The following is a 24,326-nucleotide window of genomic DNA, read 5'->3' on the forward strand; positions in this document are numbered from 1 at the left end:
GCCGGCCGTGGCGGATCAGCCCGTGGCGCTGGGGCTGCCCGTCGCGCTGCCGCTGCCCGTCGCGCTCGTGCTGGCCTTCGGCGTGGTCGTCGGAGACGCGCTGGTCGGCGCGTTGGTCGGTGCCGAGGGCCGGGTCGTCGGAGTGTTGCTCGGGGTCTTCGACGGCGTCGGCGTGGTGCTGCCGGTCGGGGTGGGCGTCGGGGTGGTCGTCAGCGTCGGTGTCGGCGTGGGCGTGGGCGTGGGCGTCGGCTTGGTGGTCTTCGTGGGCGACGGCGTCGGCGTCGGCTTGGTGGTCTTCGTGGGCGACGGGGTGGGCGTCGGCTTCGGGGTCGAGACGGGCGGGGTCGGGTTGGTCACGACCGGTGCCGGCACCGCGCCGATCACCCGGGTGGCCGCGTACAGCCGGGACCAGCGGACGACCGAGATCTTGACGACGTCGCCCGTGGTGGGCGCCTGCACCATCTTGCCGTTGCCGATGTACATGCCGACGTGGTGGATCGTCGTCCAGCTGCTGCCCGAGGCGAAGAAGAGCAGGTCGCCGGGGAGCAGCGCGCTCTGCGGGACGGTACGGCCCCGGGTGGCGGCGTACTGGTCGCGGGAGACCCGGGGCAGGTCGAAGTAGTCGGCGCCGGGGGACCGGTACGCCGCCCACATCAGGCCGGAGCAGTCGAACTGGTTCGGCCCCTCCTCGGACCACTTGTACGGGTCGCCGAGCTGGGCGAGCGCGTACCGGACCGCAGCCAGTGCCCGGGGATGCGCGGCCATGCCGCTGATGCTCTGGTTGGAGACGTAGCCGGCGCCGATCTGTTGCTCGGTGGCTTCCTGCTGACGTTCGATCTCGATCAGCGCGGCGGCGTTGTCCCGGCGCAGCTTGAGCAGGCTCGCCTCGGCGGTGCGGAGCGCCGTCTCACCGGCGGTGAACTCCGTTTCTGCGGCGGCGAGCCGGTCCTTGGCCTCGGTGTGCTTCTGGTACGCGGCCTGCTCGCCGGCGCGGGCCCGGGACAGCTCCCCGGCCACCCCGGTGGTGCCGCCGTCGACCTTCTCGCCACGGGTGATCGCCTGGAGGCGGCTGAGCCCACGGATGTCCTCGGCGAAGTCGCCCGGCGGCAGCGCGGCGGCTGCCTTTACGGCCTCGGCGGCGGCGGTGTCGGCCGTCTGCTGGGCCCGGAGGAGGGCGTCCTGCGCGGTCGCCAGCGCCTTGCCGGCCGCGTCGAGCTGCGCCTGCGCGTCGACGCGTTTCTGCCGGCTCACCAGCAACGCCTCGCCGAGCGCGCCGACCTGAACCTCGCCGGCGGAGATCGCGGTGGCCAGTGGGCCGTTGCCGATGTTGACCACCGGCTGGGCGGGCACGCCGGCGACCGGTGCGCCGCCGGGCAGCTGAAGCGAGCCGGTGACCGCCGGGCGCGAGCCGGTGTCCGGCACTGTGGTCGGCACGCCGGGCTCCGCGTACGCGGGGGTGGCCAGCACGGCTGCGGCGATCGCGCCGAGCAGGGCGGCCCAGAGCTTCGGACGCAGGACCGGCGAGATCACCGGGCTCCGTCGTCGCTGCCGTCGCCCGCGCCCGCTGTAGACCATGCCGCTCCCCGTCCAACCACTCGTCGCCGCGCTCGGTGGGCGCGACCGCCGGGACGGTACCAGTGTGTGTGTTCCGCCCCACCTTGTTACTACCGCACCTCGCCACTCATGTCGATGCGTTGCCGGGTTACGGGAGGCTGAGAGTCTGGTGAAGTGGGTCGCTGCCGGCGACCGTGCCGCCGGGCCCGTCGGTGCCGCGACGTACGCTCGATCCGGACCGCAGGTGGAAGGGACGTGCCATGGACGCCGGACTCAAGCGTGAGCTCGAAGCGAAGGTGTACGCCGGTGAGCGGCTGACCCGGGAGGACGGGGTCGCCCTCTACGAGAGCGACGACCTGACCTGGCTGGGGCGGCTGGCGCACCACAAGCGCACCGAGCTGAACGGCGACCGGGTGATGTTCAACGTCAACCGGCACCTCAACCTGACCAACGTCTGTTCGGCGTCCTGTGCGTACTGCTCGTTCCAGCGCAAGCCGGGCGAGAAGGACGCGTACACGATGCGCATCGACGAGGCGGTCCGCAAGGCCAAGGAGATGGAGGACGAGCAGCTCACCGAGTTGCACATCGTCAACGGCCTGCACCCGACGCTGCCCTGGCGTTACTACCCGAAGGTGCTGCGCGAGCTGAAGGCGGCGCTGCCGAACGTCAAGCTCAAGTGCTTCACGGCGACCGAGGTGCAGTGGTTCGAGAAGATCAGCGGCCTGAGCGCCGACGAGATCCTCGACGAGCTGATGGACGCCGGCCTGGAGTCGCTGACCGGTGGTGGCGCGGAGATCTTCGACTGGGAGGTCCGGCAGCACATCGTCGACCACGCCTGCCACTGGGAAGACTGGTCGCGCATCCACGCCCTGGCGCACAGCAAGGGCATGAAGACCCCGGCGACGATGCTGTACGGCCACATCGAGGAGCCCCGGCACCGCGTCGACCACGTGCTGCGGCTGCGCGAGTTGCAGGACGAGACCGGCGGCTTCGCGGTCTTCATCCCGCTGCGCTACCAGCACGACTTCGTCGACTCGGCGGACGGCAAGATCCGTAACCGGATCCAGGCGCGCACCACGATGGCCTCGCCGGCAGAGTCGCTGAAGACGTTCGCCGTCTCGCGGCTGCTCTTCGACAACGTGCCGCACCTGAAGAACTTCTGGGTGATGCACGGGCTGTCGGTGGCTCAGCTCTCGTTGAACTTCGGCGTCGACGACCTGGACGGCTCCGTCGTCGAATACAAGATCACCCACGACGCCGACTCGTACGGCACCCCGAACACGATGCACCGGGACGACCTGCTGCACCTGATCTGGGACGCCGGCTTCCAGCCCGTCGAGCGGGACACCCGCTACAACGTGGTCCGGGAGTACGACAAGGCCCCGTCGCTGGCCGAGCGGCGCGCCGAGCCGCAGCAGGTCTGGGCCTGAGCCACCACGTACCCTCGCAGTCGATGACCGAGCAACGAGGACCTGAGCAGCAGAGCGGGTTTCCCCGCCGGGACGCCGAGGGCCGCATCCGTACCCTGGGCGATCTGCTCGGGGTGTGCCTTGCCGGCCTGGTCATCGGCGCGCTCGCGTTGGTGCTGTTCGACTGGGCGTTCGCCTCGATCGGCGCCGGCGACTTCGGGCACACCAACGGTTGGCTGGCGGTGATCCTGCCGGCCTGGCTGTTCTGGGACGACTTCCGGGCCTGGGAGTTCGGCGCGGCCCGGGTGGTGGCGGCGGTGGTCGCCGCTGCCGTCGGGGTGTTCGCCGGGCTGCTGATCGCCGGTCTGGGCGCGGGGTTGCCGCCGCTGCTCTCCGGCGCGTTGGCGGCGGGGGCGTTCACCGTGGCGTATGCGGCCCTCTGGTTCCCGGGTGTCCGCTGGCTGGCCCGCCGGACCGGCTGACCACGACCGCCCGTCGGGCGGCTCGACCCTTCCGCCGGCAGTGGCGGGCGACGGAGAGAACGGAGTGGTGCAGGTGAGCGCCGCGCTCAAGTACACGCTGGGCCGGATCGGGCTGTTCGTCGCCGTGCTGGCCGGCCTCTGGCTGATCGACATGAACGTGTTCCTGAAGCTGATGCTGGCGTTGGTGTTCTCCGCCGCGCTCTCCTTCTTCCTGCTGCGTGGTTGGCGGGACGAGATGGCCGGGGAGATCGCCGAAGCAGCCGAGCGCCGCCGCACCGAGAAGGAACGCCTCCGCTCCGCCCTGGCCGGCGAAGACCAAACCCCCACCCCCGACCCCCCCACCGAGGCCCCCGATTCCCAGCGTTGATCAAGAAGTTTGCGTCACCAGGACGGCTTCCGGTGACGCAAACCTCTTGATCAACTCGTGCTGACGCAGGCGCCGGGTTACCAGTTGGTGGAGCCGGGGACCTTCGGCCAGGGCTTTGTGGTGGGCTTGATCAGGTACGCGATGCCGCCGGAGCCGCCGGAGACGCCGCCGCTGGCGTTGGTGCGCTTGGTCCGCAGCCAGATCTGCTCGAACTGCGCACGCTTGTAGACGTTGCGCACCACGTCGTTGCTGGACGAGGCCGGGTCGTTGACGATCACGTCGCCGTCGGCGGTGAAGCCGACCACCACGAAGAGATGCCCGGAGGTGCCGTAGTTCGCCCCGTCCAGCTCACTGGCGAGGAAGGACTGGCTGGTCACGACGGGGATGCCGGCGGCGATGAAACGCTCCAGCTCGTCCAGTGAGTGCAGCCGGGTCACCCGGCCCTCCAGCCCGGGGAAGCTGGCCGCGTACGCGGTGTTGAACGGCCAGTTGCCCGCGCCGTCGTACGCGTAGTCGTAGGTCATCCGGGCGGCGTGGTTGACCGTCGGGTCGGGGTAGGTCGGGTCCACCCAGGAGGTGTCGGCCGTCGACGGTTTGCGACCCCAGTACTCGACCACCATCTCCGTCGAGGTGGGTGAGCACCAGGCCTCGCCGCCGCCGTCGTACTCGGGGTAGTGCCCGGAGTGCACGTTCTGCGAGTAGCGCGGCACCGGCAGCTCCCGGCCCCAGGCGATGTGCCCGGCGCTCGGGGTCACGGTGAACCGGTCCGGCACTGTGGAACTCATCGCGCCGAGCATCCGGACCACCGGGGCGGCGCTCTGCCCGGGTGCGCGGTAGAGGGTCAGCTTGAGCTGGTACGACCGCAGCAGCACCCCGGCGGCGGCGTCGTCGATGCTGAAGGTGTCGGTCCAGATCGTCGACCAGGGGTCGCCCTGTCGGTTGACGCTGGTCCGCTTGATGTCGGTGTCGCCGGACGCCCAGCGACCCAGGACGTACCACGGGGTCTGGTCGCCGCTGGTGTAGCTGCCCTGCATCTCCACCTGGATCCAGGTGCCGGCGGGGGTCTCCGCGTTCCAGGAGGCGATCAGCTCGGTGGCGTCGAACCCGACCCGGGTCACCGGCGAGGTCCAGGTGCCGTACTCCCAGGTGCGGGTGGCGCCGGTGTGCGGGTCCGCGTACTCGATGGTGCCGGCCGGGCGGGCCAGGGTGACGCCCGCTCGCGCGCCGGGCACGACGCGGGTGCCGGCCCGGCTGCCCCGGTGCCAGTCGGCGGGCCCGGACCAGTCCTGGTAGGTGATCTGCTCGTCGTGGGCGGGGACGGGCGGGTGGGCCGCCAGCGCGGGCGCGGCGCTGGTGAGCAGGGTGAGCGTGGTGACGCCGGCGAGGGCGGCCGCGCGCAGGCGGGATCTGGCCATGGGTGCTCCGCGGTGTCGAGGGGGCATCGTCGCTGGTCAGTTTTCCGCTTGGAGGGAAGTTTCGCCAGATGTTGATAGGTGGAAAATCATTGCCGCCGTGATGATCCGCCTGGGATGGCTAACGCAGCGATCAATATTGATATGACCATGTGACAGGTGGTGAAGTGTCCTTCACCGAGCGGGATCTCCCGCCCATCGAGGAGGTAGTCCATGGCCCTCCGCACGCCCATCCCCCTCCGCCGTGTCCTGGTGCTCGCTGTCGTCACCGGGCTGGGCATCGTCACCGTCGCCGCCGGCCCGGTCGCCGCTCGACCGGCACCGGACCGCACCGCCGAGCAGGCCGCCGCCGGCTACCGGGTGCTCGGGCCCCGGACCCTCGCCGACCGCAACGCGGTGGCCCGCACCGGAGCCGCCATCGACTACTCCGAACACGGCGTGCTGCACATCTCGGCCACCGCGGAAGAGGCCGCCGCGATCGGCAAGCTCGGCTTCCGGCTGGAACCGCTCGCCCCGCCACCCAACGCCGAGCGCGGCGCGGGCGACTTCGGCACGCAGGCCTTCCCGCCGGCCGACTCGAACTACCACGACTACGCGGAACTGACCGCCGTCGTGAACCAGGTCGTCGCGGACCATCCGGCGATCGCCCGCAAGATCAGCATCGGTTCGTCGTACGAGGGCCGCGACCTGATGGCGGTGAAGATCTCCGACAACGTCGGCACCGACGAGAACGAGCCGGAGATCCTGTTCAACTCACAGCAGCACGCCCGTGAGCACCTGACCGTCGAGATGGCGATCTACCTGCTCAACTTGTTCACCGACAGCTACGGCAGCGACTCCCGGATCACCAACATCGTCAACGGCCGGGAGCTCTGGATCGTGCCGACGGTCAACCCGGACGGCAGCGAGTACGACATCGCCACCGGGTCGTACCGGTCCTGGCGCAAGAACCGGCAGCCCAACAGCGGCTCGTCCAACGTCGGCACCGACCTGAACCGCAACTGGTCCTACAACTGGGGATGCTGCGGCGGCTCGTCCGGCACCACCTCGTCGGAGACCTACCGGGGGCCGTCGGCGTTCTCCGCGCCGGAGACGCAGGCGCTGCGCAACTTCGTCAACGGCCGGGTGGTCGGCGGCGTGCAGCAGATCAAGGCCAACATCGACTTCCACACGTACTCGCAGCTGGTGCTCTGGCCGTACGGCTACACCACCGCGAACACCGCGACCGGGATGAACGCGGACCAGTACAACACCTTCGCCACCATCGGTCAGCAGATGGCGGCCACCAACGGCTACACCCCGGAACAGTCCAGCGACCTCTACATCACCGACGGAGACAGCCTCGACTGGATGTGGGCCACCCACAACATCTGGGCGTACACCTTCGAGATGTACCCGGGCTCGTCCGGCGGCGGCGGCTTCTACCCGCCCGACGAGGTGATCCCGGCGCAGACCTCGCGCAACCGGGAGGCGGTGCTGATCCTCAGCGAGTACGCGGACTGCCCGTACCGGGCCATCGGCAAGCAGGCGCAGTACTGCGGCGGCGGTGGCGGCACCACTGTCTGGTCGGACACCTTCGAGACCGCCACCGGCTGGACCATCAACCCGGGCGGCACCGACACCGCCACCCTCGGCGCGTTCGAGCGGGGCGTCGCCCAGGCGACCACGTCCTCCGGGGCCAAGCAGCTCACCCCGTACGGCGGGTCCAACGACCTGGTCACCGGCCGGCTCGCCGGCTCGGCGGCCGGTGACTACGACGTCGACGGCGGTGTGACCAGCGCCCGGTCCCCGGCGGTGACCCTGCCGTCGTCCGGCACGTTGACCCTCTCGCTCGCCTGGTACCTGGCGCACGGTTCGAACGCCTCGTCGGCGGACTACCTGCGGGTGAGCGTCGTGCACAACGGCGGCACCACCGCGCTGCTCACCCAGGCCGGCGCTGCCAGCAACCGCAACGGGAGTTGGGCGGTGGCCAACCTCAACCTCACCCCGTACGCCGGCCAGTCGGTCCGCGTGCTCGTCGAGGCGGCGGACGCGTCCGGGGCCAGCCTGGTAGAGGCGGCTGTGGACAACGTCACCATCACGTCCTCCTGATCGGGTGGGGCCCCGTCCCGCCCCGGCGGGGCCCCACCACCCGCTCCGAAACCCCAGGATCTCGGACATATACCTCCCCGCCCCGCGCGGTGTCGGTGTCTGCGGTATCGACGGCTGCCGACCGGCCCTTGATCGATCCGGCACGTCCTGGCGGTGCGCTACCGTCTTAGCGACCAGTCCGCAGCGAAGCCGGTGCTCATCCCGGCGCTGTCCCGCAACTGTGATGCCCCACCGCTCGGTGGGGACGAGCCAGGTCGCCTACGGATCGGTCGCGAAACGCGCTCTCGAGGAAGGGCGCCTCGTGGGCGGGCGTACGAAAGTCCCTGTCGGCGAAGCACCACACTCCTCGACCGACAGGAGGCCCCCATGTTCAGACGTACCCCTCGGCTCTTCGCGGCGACCCTCGCGGTCACCGCGCTCGCCCTCGGCGCCTGCGCCGAGAAGGCTGACGACCAGCCGAGCGCCGGCACCGCTGCCGCCGCCTATCCGGTCACCGTCGGCGCGCTCACCCTCGACAAGCGCCCCGAAAAGATCGTCGTGCTGTCGCCCACCGCCACCGAGATGCTCTTCGCGATCGGTGCCGGCCCGCAGGTGACCGCCGCCGACGACCAGTCGAACTACCCGGCCGACGTGCCCAAGACCGACCTCTCCGCCTTCCAGCCGAACGCCGAGGCGATCGCCGGCAAGAACCCCGACCTCGTGGTGCTCTCCGACGACCGCAACAAGATCGTCGAACAGCTCGGCAAGCTGAAGATTCCGGTGTACCAGACCCCGGCGGCGGTCACGCTCGACGACTCGTACCGGCAGATCACCGAGCTGGGCACGCTGACCGGGCACGCCGACCAGGCCACCGACGTCGCCACCCGGATGAAGGACGACATCGCCAAGCTGGTCAAGGACCTGCCGCAGCGCGCCGAGAAGCTCACCTACTTCCACGAGCTGGGCCCGGAGCTGTACAGCGCCACCAGCAAGACCTTCATCGGCTCGCTCTACAGCCAGGCCGGCCTGACCAACATCGCCGACCCGGCCGACGCGGACGGTAAGAACTTCGGCTACCCGCAGCTGTCCCAGGAGTTCATCGTCAAGGCCGACCCGGACTTCGTCTTCCTGGCCGATGCCAAGTGCTGCCAGCAGAGCGCCGACACGGTCAAGGCGCGCAGTGGCTGGGCCGGCCTCACCGCGGTGAAGAACAACCAGGTCGTCGCCCTCGACGATGACATCGCCTCCCGGTGGGGCCCGCGGGTCGTGGACCTGCTCCGGGTCATCATCGACGCGGTCGCCAAGGTGCCCGCGTGACCGTCGTCCGTCGGTGACCGGGCCGCGACAGGTGTCCGATCCGGCACCAACCGGTCGGCCGCCCGAGACGCCGCCGTCGTCCCCGCGGGCCGAGCCACGTTCCCCGGCCCGGCCCGCCGGGCTGCCGTCCTCCGGGGCCCGCGCCGCCGGACTGCCGTCCGGGGCCCGGCCCGCCGGGCTGCGCCTGCGGTGGTTGGTCGCGGGCTTGGTCGCGGTGCTCGTCGCGCTCGTCGTCGGGGTGTCGCTCGGCCCGGTGAGCCTGCCCCCGGGCAGCGTCGCCGCCGAGCTGCTCAACCTGTTCCCCGGGGTACACCTCGACAGCGGGCTGACCGAGCGTGAGATCGCGATCGTCACCGAGCTGCGCCTGCCCCGGGTGGTGCTGGGCCTGCTCGTCGGCGGTCTGCTCGCCCTCGCCGGTGGTTGCTACCAGGGCGTGTTCCGCAACCCGCTGGCCGACCCGTACCTGCTCGGTGTGGCCGCCGGCGCCGGCCTCGCGGTCACCGCGGCGATCGCCCTCGGCGGCGCCGGCCGGGAGGGCACGCTCTCCGGGTTGCCGATGACCATTCCGCTGGCCGCGTTCGCCGGTTCGCTGCTCGCCGTCACGATGACCTACGTGCTCGGCGCGGCCGGCGGGCGACGCGGGTCACCGGCGATGCTGATCCTGGCCGGGGTGGCGGTCTCCGCGTTCCTCTCCGCCGGGCAGACGTACCTCCTGCAACGACATGCCGACAGCATCCAGCCGGTCTACTCCTGGCTGCTCGGCCGGCTGGCCACCGCCGGTTGGCACGACGTGCTGCTGGTGCTGCCGTACGCCGCGCTGACCACTGTCGTGGTGCTGCTGCACCGCCGCGAACTGGACGTCCTCGCGGTCGGCGACGACGAGGCGAGAAGTCTGGGCCTGCACCCGCAGCGCACCCGCTACCTGTTGATCGCCGCCGCCTCGCTGGGCACCGCGGCGGCGGTCTCCGCGACCGGGCTGATCGGCTTCGTCGGCATCATCGTGCCGCACACCGTCCGGCTGCTCGCCGGATCCAGCTACCGGGTGATCCTGCCGATGTCACTGCTGTTCGGCGGCGCGTTCCTGGCGCTCACCGATGTGGTGGCCCGCACCGTCGCCGCTCCGTCCGAGCTGCCGATCGGAGTGGTGACCGCCCTGCTGGGCGGCCCGTTCTTCGTCCTCGTGCTGCGGACCGCCCGGCGAGTGCTCACGTGAGCCGCGAACCCGCCGCCGGCACGCCGGCCGTCGAGGTGCGCGGGCTGCACGTCGCCCTCGGCGGCACGCCGATCCTGACCGGCGTCGACCTCACCGTCGCCGTCGGGGAGTGGGTCACCGTGATCGGCCCGAACGGCGCCGGCAAATCCACCCTGTTGCGCGCCGTCGGCGGCCTGCTGCCCGCGCCGAAGGCGATCACTCTCTTCGGTACGCCGAGTGCCGCGCTGCGCCGTCGGGACCGCGCCCGGATAGTGGCCACGGTGGCGCAGTCCCCGGTGGTGCCGCCCGGCATGTCGGTGCTGGACTACGTGCTGCTCGGCCGCACCCCGTACATCCCGACCCTGGGCCGGGAGTCGACCGCCGACGTCGACGCCGTGCACGAGGTACTGGGGCGGTTGGACCTCGCCGGTTTCCACCGTCGTGAACTGGCCACCCTCTCCGGCGGCGAACGGCAGCGGGTGTTCCTCGCCCGCGCGCTCGCCCAGGGTGCGACGCTGCTGCTGCTCGACGAGCCGACCAGCGCGCTCGACATCGGCCACCAGCAGGACGTGCTCGAAGTCGTCGACCAGCTACGCCGCGAGCACGGCCTGACCGTCCTGGCCACGATGCACGACCTCTCCCTGGCCGGTGAGTACGCCGACAGGATGGTGATGCTCGCCGCCGGTCAGGTGGTGGCCGCCGGGACTCCGCCCGAAGTGCTGACCGAGGAGCTGCTCGCCACCCACTACCGGGCCAGCGTCCGGGTGGTCTCCGGCGCCCACGGCCCGTTGGTGGTCCCCGTCCGCCCCACCCGCCCCTGAGCACGCAGGCGCTGGGTCAGGGGCCCAGGTCGATGACGGAGAAGAGGGCGCCCTGGGGGTCGCGCAGGGCGGCGAAGCGGCCCGCCGGGATGTCGCGGGGCGGGACCAGGATCGTTCCGCCCAGCTCGGCGGCGCGGGCCGCGGCGGCGTCCGCGTCGGGCACCGCGAAGTACACCGTCCAGTACGCGGGCAGGTTGGCCGGGAAGTCGTCGGCCAGCGGCGGCATCATGCCGGCGACGATCTGCGTCCCGAGCCGCCACCCGGTGTACGTCATCGCGCCCACCGCCTGGTCGTCGGGTTGCCAGCCGAACACCAGCTCGTAGAAGACCTTCGCGCCCTCGGGGTCGGGGGTGACCAGCTCGTTCCAGCTCATCGCGCCCGGCACGTTGAACACCTCCGCACCGGCCATGGCCAGCGGCTGCCAGACGCTGAAGGTGGCGCCGGCCGGGTCGGCGAAGACCGCCATCCAACCCCTGTCGAAGACCTCGAACGGTGGTACGACGACCTGCCCGCCGGCCCGTTCGACCCGGCCGGCGACCAGTTGGGCGTCGTCGGTGGCGAGATACGTCGACCAGATCGGGACCTGGTCCGGGATCGCGGGCGGGCCGGCGCCGGCCACCGGCTTACCGTCGAGCAGGAAGACCGTGTAGCCGCCCGCCTCGGGCTCCGGGGTGACCTGGCCGGTCCACCCGAACAGCTCCGGGTAGAAGCGCCGCGCGTCGGTCAGGTCCGGGGTGGCCAGGTCGGCCCAGCAGGGCGTACCCGGCGGGACGGTGCTCACGTCAAGACCCCTCTCGGCCCGGGCGGCCACGGCGGCCCCCTGCCGGAATCCTGGCACCGTCCCGCTGCGGCCCGGGGCGGAAACGGACGAATCGTCAGCTGAACCGGCGACCCTCGTCCCGCCGGTACGCCCAGCCGGCGAGCGCGGCGAGCAGCACCACCCAGACACCGAGCATGATCACTGCCAGCGGCTCCACGTCGTAACCGGCCACCGCCGCCCACATCAGTTCGGCAGCGCCACGGGTGGGCAGGTACGGCGCGATCGTCTCGATGAATCCGGGCGCGTCATCCGGCGCGGAGAGCAGGCCGCCGCCGAAGGCCAGCGGCAGGAAGAGCACCTGCGCCACCACGATCGCCGCCTTGCTCGGCAGCGAGTAGCCAATGGCGAGCCCCATCAGCGTGAACGGCACCGAGATGACGGCCACGGTGCCGAGGGCCAGCAGGAACGCCGCCGGGGTGACCTGGGCCGCGGTCAGCGTCGCGCCGATCACCACGACGGGGATCAGCGAGAGGTAGGTCAGCGCCAGGCCGGCCAGCACCCGGCCGGCGAACCGCGGTGCCGGCCCGGCCGGAAGGGTCCGGGTGTACGGGTTCCAGGGCTGGTCGCGGTCTTCGGCGACGCCGACGCCGTACTGGAAGATGTTTGCGCTCATCACCGAGAAGGTGACCATCGACGCGGTGGCGTAGGTGGCACCGACCGCATCGTCACCCGCGAAGGGCACCACGAAGAAGATCATGGCGGCGGCCGGAAAGAAGGCGCTGCCGAAGACGGCCACCGGAATCCGGATGATCTCCAGGAGTTGGTAGCGGGCGTGGACCAGGGCGAGCTGCACGGTCGCCTCCTCAGACGGTGGTGGGTCGGCCGCCGGCAGCGGCGGTGGTGGGTCGGCCGGTGCCGGTGGGCGCGTCTGCGCCAGGCGCTTCTCCGCTGGTGATGGCAAGGAACGCCTCCTCCAGCGAGGTCGGCCGTACCTCCAGGTCGGTGAACGGGGTCTGGGCCGTGACCAGCGCTCGGACCAGCTCGTCGGCGTCGGTGGTGAGCAGGTGCAGCCGACCGTCGACCCGTTCGGTGCGAACCACCCCGGGCAGGTCGGGCAGGTTGTCGGCGACCAGGCTGACCCGGCGTACGCCCACGATGCCGCGCACCGCGTCCACTGTGTCGTCGGCGAGCACCCGGCCCTGCCCGATGACCACCACCCGGTGGGCGAGCGCCTCCACCTCCTCCAGGTAGTGGCTGCTCAACAGCACGGTGCCGCCGTCCTCGTGGAATGCCCGGATCGCTTCCCACAGGGTGTGCCGGGCGGCCACGTCCAGGCCGGTGGTCGGTTCGTCGAGCAGCACCAACCGGGGCCGGCCGACGAACGCCAACGCCACCGCCAACCGGCGGCGCTGCCCGCCGGAGAGCCCACCGGTCTGCCGTCGGGCCAGGTCGGCGAGACCGAAGCGGTCGAGCAGTTCCGCCCGGGGCACCGGGTCGGGGTAGTGCGCGGAGACGAAGTCGACGACCTCGCCGACGCGCAGCGTGCCGGGCAGGCCGGTCTCCTGCGGGGTGACCCCGATCTGCCGCCGACTCGCCGGGTCGCGGGGGTCGCCACCGAACAGCTCGACCCGCCCCGAGCTGGGGCGGCGCAGGCCCACCAGCAGGTTCATCAGGGTGCTCTTGCCGGCGCCGTTCGGCCCCAGCAGGCCGACCAGCTCACCGGCCCGGACTTCCAGGTCGACGCGGTCGAGGGCGAGGACGTCGCCGTACCGGCGGCTGGCCTGGTCGGCGCGGGCGAGGGTCATGACTGCTCCTTCGACGGGGTGGGGTCGAGCAGGGCGCGGATAGCTTCGGTGTACTCCTCGAACGCCAGCCGGCCTCGCCGGCTGAGCCGGACCAGCGTCGCCGGGGTGCGTCCGCGATGGGTCTTGCTGATCTCCACGTAGCCGGCGTCCTCGAGCTTGCGCAGGTGCACCGAGAGGTTGCCGGCGGTCATCGCGAGCAGCTCCTGCAGGCGGGGGAACGCGATCTTGTCGCCGTCGTTGAGGGCGGAGAGGCTGGCGACCACCCGCAGCCGGGCCTGCGCGTGGATGACCGGATCCAGTTCGGTCACGGCAGCTGTCGCTGTCGCTGCCGCCGTCGAGCGAGCGCGCCGACCACCAGGATTCCGCCGCCGCCGGCCACCGCCACGACGAGCGCGTGCCAGCCCGGCCCGGCGATCGCACCGATCAGGTTGATCACACTGATCCAGGCGCCCAGCCGGAACAGGTCCCGATCCAGCCAGACCGCCCCGCCGGCCATGTGCAGCGCGCCGGTCAACCCGACGGCGGTCGCCGACCAGAGCAGCGCCGCCAGGTCGTGCGGCAGGTGCTCGGAGATTCGGCCGAGCCCCGCGTAGACGCTCACCGACCCGAGGGCCCAGGCGTAGCCGTACCACCTCCCACGCCGGGCGGAGTCGCCGATCACCTGGCCGTAGGCCCGCGTGCTGACCACCGCCTGGGTCGCTCCGGCAGCCGCGAGCAGTACGAAGAGGACGGTCAGCGGGAGCCAGCCCGGCAGGTGGACCAGCGCCCGGTCACCCGGGGGGAACCGCAGGAAGAACAGCCCGAAGCCGACCAGCCAGGCGACACCCCACGGCCAGTAGAGCAGGCGGGCGTCGGGATCGAGCCGACGTGCCGTCGCCGACCGTTGGTCCTGGATCAGCCGGAGCGCCGCTGCGGCGTCGGTGGGTGGTGAATCATCGTCGGGGTCCACGCAAACTACTTTACGGCACAAAGTCGAGCCGAGTGACCCCGTCATCACCGGCGGGACCCCCGATCACGGCGAGCAGTGCCTATGGTGGTCAGTCGTGGCGGCTGACCCGTCGGACCGGCCACAGGGGAGGGTCCTGGCCCGCCGACCACGAGGGGCGCTGATGACGGTCGACGAGAGTCAGGCACGGTACGTCGAGGGAATCACCCGGCTGCTGGCGGCCGGGGAGCAGGTGCGCGCGGTGGCCCAGGTCCGAGCGGGCGGCGGGCTGACGCCGGCACCGCCCTCGCAGCCGTCGACTCCACCCGCCACGGGTGGGCCGGGCTTCCTGAGTGTCCTGCTCAACGTGCTGTCACCGAACATCACCTTCGGTCGGGCGGACAACGCCGTCGACTGGCTCTTCTTCGGTGTCGGAGGTCGAGGCAAACCGGATTCCTCGGCATCCGCGCTGCACCATGCCCTGACCGTGGCGGCGAAGGGCTCAGGCCTCCGGAACCTCGTGCTGGGGGTCACCGACCAGCGGCTGCTGCTCGGCGCGACCGCACCCGTCGGGCTGCTCTCCAGCTCGGCGGCGGACGAACGGGCGCAGGCCGACATCGAACTGCTCGGGTCCGTGCCGCGAACGACAGTCGCCGCCCGGGTCGGCAGGTACCGGTTGAACTGGAAGCGGCTGCGGATCGACTTCGCCGACGGGTCGTGGCTGTCGTTCCACGTGCCGCTCGCCGACTCCAGCCGCCCGCTGCGGGAGGTCGCGGCGGCCCTGTCAGCCGGCTGACCCGCCGACGAGCGGGGCGGGCAGCGGTGCAACGTGCAGCACCGCCAGCCGGGACACCGCCCGGGTGAGCACCACGTACAACCGGTGCAGCCCACGCGGCTCGGCCGCGACGATCGCGGCCGGCTCGACCACCACCACGTGGTCGTACTCAAGGCCCTTGACCAGCGTCGCCGGCACCACGGTGACCCGCTCCGCGGCCGCCACGTCGTCGGCGGTCGCGGTCTGGACACCGGCCTCGGCCAGCGCCGCGCGCAGGCCGTCGACCGCGTCGTCCGCGGCGATCACACCGACCGAGCCGTCGTGCGCGAGCGCCGCGCGCACCTCGGCCACCGTCGCCGAGGTCAGGTCGGTCACCGTACGCACGTCCAGGCCGCCGTCGTTGCGCAGCGACTCGGCCGGCGGTACGTCCACCGCGAGCGCCGGGAGCAGCAGGTTCGCGAATGCGACGACCGCGGCGGGCACCCGGAAACCGACGGTCAACGGCACCACCACCGCGTCCGGCTTGCCCAGGTGGGCGAGGGATTCCTTCCAGTCCGTCGCCGCCCACGGCGCGGTGCCCTGGGCGAGGTCACCGAGGAGCGTGACCGAGCCGTGCTCGCTGCGCCGGGCGATGGCCCGACACTGCATCGGGGAGAGGTCCTGCGCCTCGTCCACCACCACGTGCCCGAACCCGGAGAGCCGTTCCAGCAGCCCGGTCGCCTCGTCGATCAGCACCGCGTCGGCGGCGGTCCAGCGGGTGGCCTTCGGCGTGCGGGCCGGCTTCGCCCACATCAACTGCGCCTGCTCGGCGTCGCTGAGCAGCCCGTCCGCAGCGGCGGCGAGCCGGGTCGGGTCGGAGAAGAGGCCGTGCACCAGCCCTTCCGGGGTGAGCGCCGGCCAGACCGCGTCCAGGAAGTCGAGCACCGGCCGGCAGCGGCTCATCCGACGCAGCCAGGCATCGCTGGGCGACTCCGCACGCCGCGCCTCGGCCTGCCGTTGCAGCAGACTCACCACCCGCGCCTGGACACGTTCCCGACCCGTGCCGTACGGCAGCCCCTCCCGGCGGGTCTCCTCGACGATCCGGTGCAACGGCTCCACCCCGATGCGCCAGCGGAACGAACCGTCCGACACGGTGATCGACTCGGTCGGGGCGCCGATCTGCGCCTGCACCGCGCGCCGCAACACGCTCGCCATCCGTACGTCGTGTTTGAGCGCGGCCACCGCCGGCGTCTCGACCGCCCGAACCGCCACCCGGGAGATCAACTCCTCCACCGTGGCCTGCTCGACCTCGACCTCACCGAGCGCCGGCAGCACCGCCGCGATGTACGACAGGAACGCCCGGTTCGGCCCGACGATCAGCACACCCGCCCGCCGCAACCGCTCCCGATGCAGGTAGAGCAGGTATGCGGCCCGGTGCAGACCCACCGCCGTCTTCCCCGTACCCGGCGCGCCCTGCACACAGATCGAGTCGGCGAGGTCAGCCCGGACCAGCTCGTCCTGCTCCGGCTGAATCGTGGCGACGATGTCCCGCATCGGCCCGACGCGCGGACGCTCGATCTCGGCGGTGAGGATCCGACTGGTCGTACCGAACTCTTCGCCCCGATCCAGCCGCTCATCCTCGAAGCTGGTCAGCAAACCATTGCTGAACCCGAACCGCCGCCGAACCGCCACCCCCTGCGGATCCCGCACACTGGCCCGGTAGAACGAGCGGGAGACCGGCGCCCGCCAGTCCAGCACCAACGGCTCGCCACGCTCATCGGTGACATGCCGCCGCCCCACGTGATACCGCCGCCCGTAATGATCACCGCTGGCGTCGGGTGCGGTCGGGTCGTTCGCAGGCCTGCTGGCCGTGGTGTCGCTGTTCGTGGTTCTGCTGTTCGCGGTCCCGCTGTCGGTGGTGCTGTTGTCCGTGGCGCCGCTGTCGGTGGTGCTGTTGTTTGGGGCGCCGGCGAAGTCGAGGCGGCCGAAGAAGAGCGGAGTGGTCGGGTCGTCGGCCAGTTCGGCGACCCGGCGGGCCAGGGTGCGGCCGAGCGTCTCAGCCGCGTACGCGTCGCCGGCCACCTGGTCACCGGTGGCGAAGAGAGACTCGGCCCGCTCCCGCATCCGACCGAGCGCCGCCCGCGAGATGGTGAGGTGTGCACGTTCGGCGGCCAGGTCCGCGTCGAGGTCGGCGTCGAGCTGGGTGTCGAGGTCAAGTGCGGGCATGCTGACGTCCCATCGTTCACATCTGCTGCGCGCTCGCGTGTCCGGGGGCGGATGGCCGCCCGCCCGGCGCGAAGACGTCCGTTCCGGTGCAGCTCACCTCGGCCGTCAAGCGGCCTGCAACCCTACGCTCCCCAACCCGCCGCATCCAGCGAATTACCGACGCGACCACCCATCCGAGACGGCGTGTTGCCCGGTCGGGTGTCCCCGGGCGACCGCGCCCCGCCCCGCGCCGTGCTTTCTCACGCCGCGACCGCCGAGGGAGCCGTTGATCGACTCGGCTTTCAAGAAGTCGCGGTGTCTGGGCCGGTGGGACGGCCCGGTTTCCAGGAAACCGAGTCGATCACCGGGAGACGCGGCTTGGGGCGGCAGGGCCAGCGGGGTTGTCGTATGTCTGGCCCGGGGCGCGGTCGCCGGGCGCGGGGCGTGGTCGTGGGGCGTGGTCGTGGGGCGTGGGGCGTGGGGCGTGGGGCGTGGTCGCGGGCGGCGTGGGCGTGGTCGTCGGCATCAGCAGCGCAGGTGGTAGAGGTTGCGACGTGGGGTGCGCAGCGGGTCGAGCCAGCTGGGCGGGAGGAACTCAGGTCGACCGTCCGCCGCGAGACGGACCGTCCAGTCGCCGCGGTGGATGAACCGGTGGTGGTAGCCGCAGAGCAGCACCGCATTGCCCAGCACCGTCACGCCACCGTCGGCCCAGTGTCGGATGTGGTGACCGTCGCACCATCTCGGCGGCCGATCACAACCAGGAAAGGCGCAACCGCCGTCTCGCAGAACCAGCGCGCGCCGCAACGGGCCTGTGAAGAGCCGGCGCTGGCGACCGACGTCCAGGACCTGGCTGTTGCCGTCCAGCACGACCGGCAGCACGCCCGCATCGCGGGCCAGGCGGCGGACCGCACCGGGAGTGAGACGCGTGCCGGTCTCCAGTGTTCCGGCGCGTAGGCCGTTGACCAGTTCGTCCAGCGAAACGGTCACCACCAGCTGAGGACGGTCGCCGCCGTTGTCGGGCAGCTGACCGGTGCGTAGCGCCAGTCGGCAGATCTCGCCCAACGCGTCGGCGCGGCGCTGACCAGGACTGCGGTCATCGTGTTCACCAGCTGGGGCGCAGAGCGGATCGATCGCCTCGCGCAGCAGGCTCGCGGTTTCGGTGTCGAGGTTGCCGCTGAGGCGTACCTGGCCGTTCTGTTGCTCGGAGAGCGTGACGTGCCGGCGGGCCTCGGCCCGCTCGGTGGCCCGCTCCAGAGCCTTCAACTCAGCCTCGTCGGCCAGCTCCGGGGCGACGTGCGCGAGGACTCTCTCGCCGAGCCTGCTCAGGCTGGTCGGATCGAAACGGTCGGCCCAGGCGACCAGTAGTTGGGTGGCCTTGTCCGCCACTTCGGGACCGGTTTCGACCGGGAGGGCGGCGATCGTCTCGGCCACCACCCGGCCCTGCTCGACGGTGATGGCACCGCTGAGCAGCGCGTCGCGCACCGCTGGCGGGGCGGCGTCGATGGTGGCGGCGAGCTGGACCAGCTGGCGGGCATTGCGACCGGAGAGCCGGAGCCGCTCCCGAAGCCAGACGGCGGTGGACGAGGCGCCCTGGGTGGCCGCCACCCCGCGACCGTCCAACTCGCGGACCAGACCGAGCTGAACGGCTGCCAAACGCTGTGCCACCACCTGAGTCGCGTCGAGAGAAGCAAGCAACTCGTCATCGGAGAGCGCCCAGAGCGCGGTCTCGGCGCAGTCGTCAACCGCCCCGCCCACCTGCGCCAAGCCTCCAACATGAAACCAAAATAGAACTGGTGTACGACACTTTTGAGTCATGTCGATCAATGAATGGGAACCAGATTCTGTCGATCATCGTGAGCGCTGGACCGGGCCGCTGGGCCACGCCCGCCATGTCGGCCACTGCGCCAAGCCATGCCCGCCGTCAAATCCGCCTGCTCGCTGCCGGGGGTGGGGCTAGGTCGACGCGTGGTGGTCGAGCGGGACGCGGGGGTGATGGCAGGTTGGGGGGTCTGCCGGGATCATGGGCCTATGACCGAGGCCCGCTCCGATTCGCGCCGGATGACGATCAGCGACCCCCAGGTGATGCGGGCGATGGCCCATCCGGCCCGGATCGCGATCATGGAGTACCTGAACAGTCGCAAGAGCGGTGGGACCGCCACCGAGTGTGCCGAGATCGTCGGGCTGTCGCCGAGCGCAACCAGTTACCACCTGCGCGCGCTGGCGAAGTTCGGCCTGGTCGAGCAGGCGCCGAGCCGGGGGGACGCGCGTGAGCGGCTGTGGCGCGTACCGAGTGTGAGTGTGCTGGTCGAGGCGGGTCGTGATGCCGGGCCTGAGGCGCGTGCGGCAGAGCAGGCGCTGGTGGAGGCCCATGCGGTCCGGGCCATGGAGCGGACCCGGGACTGGTTGCGGCGCGCCGGGGACGAGCCGGCCGAGTGGTACGACACGGCCTTGTTCACCGACACGCTGTTGCTGCTCACCGCCGACGAGTTGGCCGAGTTGAACGAGGCGGTGCTGGCGCTGCTCCGGCCGTATCACCCGCGGCGGCGGCAGGGTGATCCGCCGCCGGGGGCGCGAACGGTCGCTGTGCAGTACCGGACGGTGCCGTTGGCATAGCCAGGCTTGCATGAATCAGTTGTGAAGGATTATTTTCGAAGTATGTCCTTCACAACTGATGAGTCGCGCTGGTCGGACGTCTGGCTCGCCGCCGCTGCTCGGGGCACCACGATCTGCGGCGACTTCCTCGCCGCGACGGCGCTGGCGCTGGCCCTTCAGGGTGCCGGTGCCGGCGGGCTGGCCGTGTCCGGGCTGCTTCTGGCCGCAACCCTGCCCCTGGTGGTGCTCGCCCCACTCGCGGGCCGACTCGCCGACCGGACGGACAGTCGTACCCTGCTGGTGACCGTCGGGTTCGGGCAGGCCGCAATCTGCGCGCTGCTCGCCGTCGTCGAGCAACCGGTCCTGGTGGTCGGGCTCGTCACCCTGCTGGCCTGCGGGCTTGCGGTGACCCAACCCTGCCTCGCCGCGCTGCTGCCGGCGATGGTCCGCCCGGCCGACCTGCCGCGAGCCAGCGCGATCAGTCAGACCGCCGTCTCGCTCGGTGCGCTCGGCGGCCCGGTGCTGGCCGGCTTGTTGGTGGGGCAGTTCGGCACCCGCGTACCGCTGCTCCTCGATGCCGCGACCTACCTGGCGCTTGTGGTCGCCGGCCTGCTGCTGCGGACCCGACGCGGCGGCCGGCGGCCCGCCGCCAGCCAGGCCGCCGTGAGCAGCGAGGCCGCCGCCAGCGAGGCCGCCGCCAGCGAGGCCTCCGCCGCGAGCAGCCCGGCCGTCTCGGGCGGCGTGCCAACCCCCGGGGGTACGGAGATCAGCTGGCGGCTGCGCCGCGATCCGCTGATGCTCGTCATGGTGGTGAGCACCGCCGTGGTGATCGCGGCGATCGGCGGCATCAACGTGATCGAGGTCTTCTTCATCCGGGAGACGTTGGGGGGCTCGGCGACCACGTACGGCCTGGTCAGTGCCGCGTGGATGGCCGGCATGCTGCCGGGGACCTGGCTCGCCGTACGACTTGCCAGGCGGCTCGACGACGACGGCGCGTTGGTACGTGGGGTGCTGGCCACTCTGGCCGTGTGCAGCCTGATGGTGTTGCTGGCGGCGTCGGTGCCGGCGGCAGGTGTGTTGGTGCCGCTCTGGCTGGTGGGTGGTGCGGCCAACGGTGGCGAGAACGTCTTCGCCAACCTGCTCACCGCTCGGCGGGTGCCGGAGGCGATGCGCGCCCGGGCGTACGCCAGCTATGGCGCGGCGGTGCAGGGTGGCTCGATGGCGGGCTTCCTGATCGGCGGGGCGTTGCTCGCGGCCGTTCCGCCTCGGCCGCTGATCGCCGGGGCCGGCGTGGTCGGGCTGCTGGTGGTGCTGGTCTTCGTGCCGGTCGTGACCCGCGCGGTACGACGGTCATCAAGTGCGGGCTTGGCCACTCCGGGCCAGCCCGCCGAGCCGGGGCCAGCCGCCGGGGATACGGTCGGGCCATGGCTGAGCGCATCGCACGCCCGCGGGTCGGGCACATCCAGTTCCTGAACTGCCTGCCGATCTACTGGGGTCTGATGCGCTCCGGGGCCCTGCTCGACGTCGACCTGCACAAGGACTCGCCGGACCGGTTGAGCGCGGCGCTTGTCGCCGGCGACCTCGACATCGGCCCGATCACGCTGTTGGAGTACCTGAAGCACGCCGACGAGCTGCTGCTCCTGCCGGACCTGGCGGTGGGCAGCGACGGGCCGGTGCTCTCGGTCAACATGGTCTCCACCCGGCCGCTCGCCGAGCTGGATGGCGCTCGGGTGGCGCTTGGTTCGACCTCGCGGACCGGGGTCATGCTGGCTCAGCTGCTGCTCGCCGAGCAGTACAACGTGCGTCCCGAGTACTTCCGCTGCCCGCCGGATCTGACCCAGATGCTGCTGGAGGCCGACGCCGCCGTGCTGATCGGGGACGTGGCGCTGCGGGCGTACTACGAGGCGCCGCAGAAGGGCCTCACGGTCACCGACCTCGGGCAGGCGTGGCGGGAGTGGACCGGGCTGCCGATGGTCTTCGCCGTCTGGGCGGTCCGCCGCGACTTCGCCGCTGCCCACCCGGGCCTGGTCAAGGAGGTACACGAGGCTTTCCTGCGCTCGCGGGACCTCTGCCTGGCGGAGCTGGACCAGGTCGCCGAGGCGGCGGCCCGCTGGGAGACCTTCGACGCGGAGACGCTGGCCACGTACTTTCGGACTCTCGACTTCTCCCTTGGCGACCGGCAGGTCGCCGGGCTGCGCGAGTGGGCCCGTCGGGCCGCGGCCATCGGCGAGGCCCCGGCGCTGCCGGACGGCGGCCCGGAGTTCTTCGCCGGCTGACCGCTGCCGCCGCCCCGGCAAAGAGCCGAGCTGCCAGCCGGGGCGCCGCAATCCAGAGCCCGCAGAGCGGGCGGCGTCAGCCTGAGCGGCTCAGGTGCCGGGGCGGAGCAGCGCCTCGGTGATCTTCTCGCAGTTCTTCATGCCGTAGTCGTAGCCCATGTTGATCGGGTACTTGACCATCACGCCCATCGTCCAGGTGTCACCGATGGCCAGGCAGTTGATGTGCATCTCCTGCTCCTTGGTCCGGTCGATCCACCCGTTCTTGATGGCGATCTTCTTCTGCTCGGTGGCCGGGAAGGCCTTGCGGATACCGAAGTCGCCGGCACCGCGAACCTGCTTCATCTCGTTGAGCAGCCACTTGCTCCACTTCGGCCCGGCGGCGGTGCCGGTGACGATGCAGTTGCCCATCCGGGCGGTGTCCCGGGGGGAGAGCGCCGTCCGGCTCCAGCCGCCGTCGGGGGCGACGCTGCTGTCGGTCAGCTTGCACATGGAGATGAGCCGCTTGATCGAGGCGTCCCGGCCGACCTGGTTGTAGAACTGTTCGGCCCGGGTGTTGTCGCTGTCCCGGATGATCCGCGTCGCGTCGGCGAGCTTCGCGTCGCTCGGGGTCTGGCCGGCGTCGGCCGCGCGACGCAGGTAGTCGGCGACGATCCAGGCCTTGATCATCGAGGCGGTCGTGCTGGTCTCGCCCATGTTCTTCGAACCGATGATCTTTCCGGTTCGGCGGTCGAGGACGCTCCAGGAGTACCAGCCCTCGATGTCCAGTTTGAGGTCCTTGGCCACGAAGGGCAGCGGCTCCAGCGACGGGCTGGGGCTCGGTGACGGCGAGGACGGCTGGCGGGCGCTGCGGTCGGTGCCGGCGCCGGTGGGGCGGTCGCTGGTGCTGGAGCCCGCGTCACCCCACTTGGCCGCTGCGGACGACTCGAATGGCGACCCGGGCAGCAGCCGCAGCGACACCAGGACCAACCCGATGAGGACGACCGCGACGGCGATCAGCCGAACCGGGGAGGCCTCGCCGCCGTTGCGCCGGTCGACCCGACGGTTGCCGGCCATCAGAGCTTCCCGACCGGCTGCTGCGGCACCTTGAGCGCGGCGCCCGGCTGCGGGGTGACCAGTTGGGTGGCCACACTGGCGCAGACCTTCGCGCCGTAATCCAGACCGGTCCTGATCGGGTAGCGCAACATCACCGCGAGGCTCCACTTGCTGGTGACGGCGAGGCAGTTGACGTGCCAGTCGCCGTCGCCGTAGATGGGGGTCCAGCCGTTCTTGATGCTGACCGGGCCCTGTGCGGTGATCGACTTCGGTAGGCCGTCGATGATCCCCCAGCGGCCGCCGCCGGACGAGGGCCGCTGGTCCTTGGCCGCGGTGGTGCCCTTGACCTTGCTCATCTGGTCCAGCACCCACTTGGTCCACTTCGGGCCGGCGGCCTTACCGTCGGCGATGCAGTCGCCGACCCGGGCCGCGTCGCGGGGGGACATCCGGGTGAAGCTCCAGAAGCCGGTGTACGGCTTGACGTTGCCGCGCATGGTGTCGGTCAGACCGCAGATTTTGATCGCCCGCTGGATCACCGGGTCGGGGATGCTGCTGGTCGAGGCTTTGTAGGAGCCACCTGCGGCGGCGTAGACCTTGTTGGCCGCCCCGTCGTTGCTGTCGACGATGGCGAGTCGAGCCATCTCCTTCATCGCTGCGGACGGCTCCTTGTTGCCGAGCTGTCGCAGGTAGTCGGAGACGATCCAAGCCTTGATCATCGATTCGGTGGAGCTGGTCGCTGTCATGTTCGGCGACCCGGAGATCTTGCCCGTCTTCCGGTCCAGCAGAGCCCACGAGAAGAACTCACCCTGGAAGCTCACCGACACCGGACCGGCGGCCAGGGTGGGCGGCGGTGGTGGGGTGGGGGCGGGAGCGGCGACGCTCGACGTACCTCCGCCACCGCCTCCGCCGCTGTCGTCGCTGGCGAGTCGGGCGTACGCGGTGGGGACCAGCAGGACGCCGCCGAGCACGACCGCCGTGATGGCGAGCACCAGGGTCACGCGAGATCGCATGAGTGGGTGAACTCCAGGTGTCAGGGCCGGGGGGACCGGCTTGTCGTCGGGACGAATCGGGTGCGATCGCCGAGGCCGGGGGAGGTGGCCTCTGTGGAGATGTCGATGTCGGCAGCCGATCGGTTGTCCGGCAGAAGTCTACGTCCGGACCGGCGGACCGCCAGGGTTCGACACTAGGCAACCTGCGATAAAGGCGGGATATGGGGCCGGTATGAGGTTTTTGCAGCGATTCACCTTTGTTTCGTGGCCTAAGTCACGGCCATATAACGGTGCTCAGGTAGCGCAAAGCGCTCATCCGCTCACAGATGGGATGCTCGGATTCCTGTTACACCCCCTGGTGCAA

22 protein-coding genes are annotated in these 24,326 nt (G+C 71.2%); 11 read left to right on the forward strand and 11 right to left on the reverse strand.

Annotated elements, in window-relative coordinates; translation table 11 throughout:
* Positions 1-15: 15 nt before the first annotated feature.
* Positions 16-1,575 (reverse strand): C40 family peptidase, encoded by a 1,560-nt coding sequence (locus ACQRWP_RS29795; protein ID WP_430499503.1) that lies wholly within the window; start codon positions 1,573-1,575, stop codon positions 16-18.
* 239 nt (positions 1,576-1,814) lie between these two features.
* Between ACQRWP_RS29795 and mqnE the strand changes: the two genes are divergently transcribed.
* From mqnE to ACQRWP_RS29810, 3 genes are all read left to right on the forward strand, one after another.
* The gene (mqnE, locus tag ACQRWP_RS29800) at positions 1,815-2,984 is read left to right on the forward strand and encodes an aminofutalosine synthase MqnE (protein ID WP_124815231.1); all 1,170 of its coding nucleotides are present in this window, start codon (positions 1,815-1,817) and stop codon (positions 2,982-2,984) included.
* A gap of 23 nt (positions 2,985-3,007) precedes the next feature.
* Entirely contained in the window at positions 3,008-3,445 is a 438-nt protein-coding gene (locus ACQRWP_RS29805; protein ID WP_430499506.1) for a hypothetical protein, read from the forward strand.
* A gap of 73 nt (positions 3,446-3,518) precedes the next feature.
* Positions 3,519-3,812, forward strand: coding sequence for a DUF4229 domain-containing protein (locus ACQRWP_RS29810; protein WP_430499507.1), 294 nt, complete (start codon positions 3,519-3,521; stop codon positions 3,810-3,812).
* Positions 3,813-3,889: 77 nt separating this feature from the next.
* On the opposite strand, the gene ACQRWP_RS29815 is transcribed toward ACQRWP_RS29810, so the two are convergent.
* A complete protein-coding gene (locus ACQRWP_RS29815; protein WP_430499509.1) occupies positions 3,890-5,227 on the reverse strand; it encodes a C39 family peptidase in 1,338 nt (445 codons plus the stop codon).
* Between the two features lie 210 nt (positions 5,228-5,437).
* Between ACQRWP_RS29815 and ACQRWP_RS29820 the strand changes: the two genes are divergently transcribed.
* The 4 genes from ACQRWP_RS29820 to ACQRWP_RS29835 all read left to right on the forward strand — a co-directional run bounded on the left by ACQRWP_RS29820 (position 5,438) and on the right by ACQRWP_RS29835 (position 10,624).
* Positions 5,438-7,315, forward strand: a complete 1,878-nt coding sequence (locus ACQRWP_RS29820) for a M14 family metallopeptidase (RefSeq protein WP_430499511.1) — start codon at positions 5,438-5,440, stop codon at positions 7,313-7,315.
* A 366-nt stretch (positions 7,316-7,681) separates the two neighbouring features.
* The gene (locus ACQRWP_RS29825) at positions 7,682-8,611 is read left to right on the forward strand and encodes an ABC transporter substrate-binding protein (protein ID WP_430499513.1); all 930 of its coding nucleotides are present in this window, start codon (positions 7,682-7,684) and stop codon (positions 8,609-8,611) included.
* Positions 8,612-8,732: 121 nt separating this feature from the next.
* The gene (locus tag ACQRWP_RS29830; RefSeq protein ID WP_430503331.1) at positions 8,733-9,824 is read left to right on the forward strand and encodes a FecCD family ABC transporter permease; all 1,092 of its coding nucleotides are present in this window, start codon (positions 8,733-8,735) and stop codon (positions 9,822-9,824) included.
* Positions 9,821-10,624 carry an ABC transporter ATP-binding protein gene (locus ACQRWP_RS29835; protein WP_430499515.1) on the forward strand — a complete coding sequence of 268 codons (804 nt, stop codon included), beginning with the start codon at positions 9,821-9,823 and terminating at the stop codon, positions 10,622-10,624. Before ACQRWP_RS29830 ends, ACQRWP_RS29835 begins: the two co-directional genes overlap by 4 nt.
* A 16-nt stretch (positions 10,625-10,640) precedes the next feature.
* Here the strand turns inward: ACQRWP_RS29835 and ACQRWP_RS29840 are convergent, their stop codons facing one another.
* From ACQRWP_RS29840 to ACQRWP_RS29860, 5 genes are all read right to left on the reverse strand, one after another.
* On the reverse strand, positions 10,641-11,405 hold the full coding sequence (locus tag ACQRWP_RS29840) for a VOC family protein (protein WP_430499517.1): 765 nt from the start codon (positions 11,403-11,405) through the stop codon (positions 10,641-10,643).
* A 94-nt stretch (positions 11,406-11,499) separates the two neighbouring features.
* Positions 11,500-12,237, reverse strand: a complete 738-nt coding sequence (locus tag ACQRWP_RS29845) for an ABC transporter permease (protein ID WP_430499519.1) — start codon at positions 12,235-12,237, stop codon at positions 11,500-11,502.
* A 10-nt stretch (positions 12,238-12,247) separates the two neighbouring features.
* Positions 12,248-13,189 (reverse strand): ABC transporter ATP-binding protein, encoded by a 942-nt coding sequence (locus ACQRWP_RS29850; protein WP_430499521.1) that lies wholly within the window; start codon positions 13,187-13,189, stop codon positions 12,248-12,250.
* Positions 13,186-13,497 (reverse strand): transcriptional regulator, encoded by a 312-nt coding sequence (locus tag ACQRWP_RS29855; RefSeq protein ID WP_430499523.1) that lies wholly within the window; start codon positions 13,495-13,497, stop codon positions 13,186-13,188. The genes ACQRWP_RS29850 and ACQRWP_RS29855 overlap by 4 nt, the downstream gene beginning before the upstream one ends.
* The gene (locus ACQRWP_RS29860) at positions 13,494-14,138 is read right to left on the reverse strand and encodes a transporter (protein WP_430499525.1); all 645 of its coding nucleotides are present in this window, start codon (positions 14,136-14,138) and stop codon (positions 13,494-13,496) included. The genes ACQRWP_RS29855 and ACQRWP_RS29860 overlap by 4 nt, the downstream gene beginning before the upstream one ends.
* Before the next feature lie 160 nt (positions 14,139-14,298).
* Here ACQRWP_RS29860 and ACQRWP_RS29865 point away from each other — a divergent pair, with 160 nt between their 5' ends.
* A complete protein-coding gene (locus ACQRWP_RS29865; protein ID WP_430499527.1) occupies positions 14,299-14,910 on the forward strand; it encodes a hypothetical protein in 612 nt (203 codons plus the stop codon).
* Here ACQRWP_RS29865 and ACQRWP_RS29870 read toward each other — a convergent pair.
* Together ACQRWP_RS29870 and ACQRWP_RS29875 are read right to left on the reverse strand one after the other, a co-directional pair.
* Positions 14,899-17,094: a HelD family protein gene (locus tag ACQRWP_RS29870; protein ID WP_430499529.1), complete on the reverse strand. Its 2,196-nt coding sequence runs from the start codon at positions 17,092-17,094 to the stop codon at positions 14,899-14,901. The two genes, ACQRWP_RS29865 and ACQRWP_RS29870, sit on opposite strands and share 12 nt — an antisense overlap.
* A gap of 504 nt (positions 17,095-17,598) precedes the next feature.
* Positions 17,599-18,888, reverse strand: a complete 1,290-nt coding sequence (locus ACQRWP_RS29875) for a DUF222 domain-containing protein (protein ID WP_430503332.1) — start codon at positions 18,886-18,888, stop codon at positions 17,599-17,601.
* A gap of 213 nt (positions 18,889-19,101) precedes the next feature.
* On the opposite strand from ACQRWP_RS29875, the gene ACQRWP_RS29880 reads away from it, so the two are divergent.
* From ACQRWP_RS29880 to ACQRWP_RS29890, 3 genes are read left to right on the forward strand one after another with little or no spacing between them, the layout of a single operon-like run.
* Positions 19,102-19,686, forward strand: a complete 585-nt coding sequence (locus ACQRWP_RS29880; RefSeq protein WP_430499531.1) for a winged helix-turn-helix domain-containing protein — start codon at positions 19,102-19,104, stop codon at positions 19,684-19,686.
* A gap of 42 nt (positions 19,687-19,728) precedes the next feature.
* Positions 19,729-21,138, forward strand: coding sequence for an MFS transporter (locus ACQRWP_RS29885; RefSeq protein WP_430499533.1), 1,410 nt, complete (start codon positions 19,729-19,731; stop codon positions 21,136-21,138).
* The gene (locus tag ACQRWP_RS29890) at positions 21,090-21,941 is read left to right on the forward strand and encodes a menaquinone biosynthetic enzyme MqnA/MqnD family protein (protein ID WP_210785476.1); all 852 of its coding nucleotides are present in this window, start codon (positions 21,090-21,092) and stop codon (positions 21,939-21,941) included. The genes ACQRWP_RS29885 and ACQRWP_RS29890 overlap by 49 nt, the downstream gene beginning before the upstream one ends.
* Positions 21,942-22,031: 90 nt before the next feature.
* Here ACQRWP_RS29890 and ACQRWP_RS29895 read toward each other — a convergent pair whose 3' ends face one another.
* On the reverse strand, positions 22,032-22,994 hold the full coding sequence (locus tag ACQRWP_RS29895; RefSeq protein ID WP_430499535.1) for a hypothetical protein: 963 nt from the start codon (positions 22,992-22,994) through the stop codon (positions 22,032-22,034).
* On the reverse strand, positions 22,994-23,983 hold the full coding sequence (locus ACQRWP_RS29900) for a hypothetical protein (protein ID WP_430499537.1): 990 nt from the start codon (positions 23,981-23,983) through the stop codon (positions 22,994-22,996). Before ACQRWP_RS29900 ends, ACQRWP_RS29895 begins: the two co-directional genes overlap by 1 nt.
* Positions 23,984-24,326: the final 343 nt, after the last annotated feature.

This window comes from Micromonospora trifolii (assembly GCF_050516465.1).
Classification (GTDB): Bacteria; Actinomycetota; Actinomycetes; order Mycobacteriales; family Micromonosporaceae; genus Micromonospora; species Micromonospora trifolii.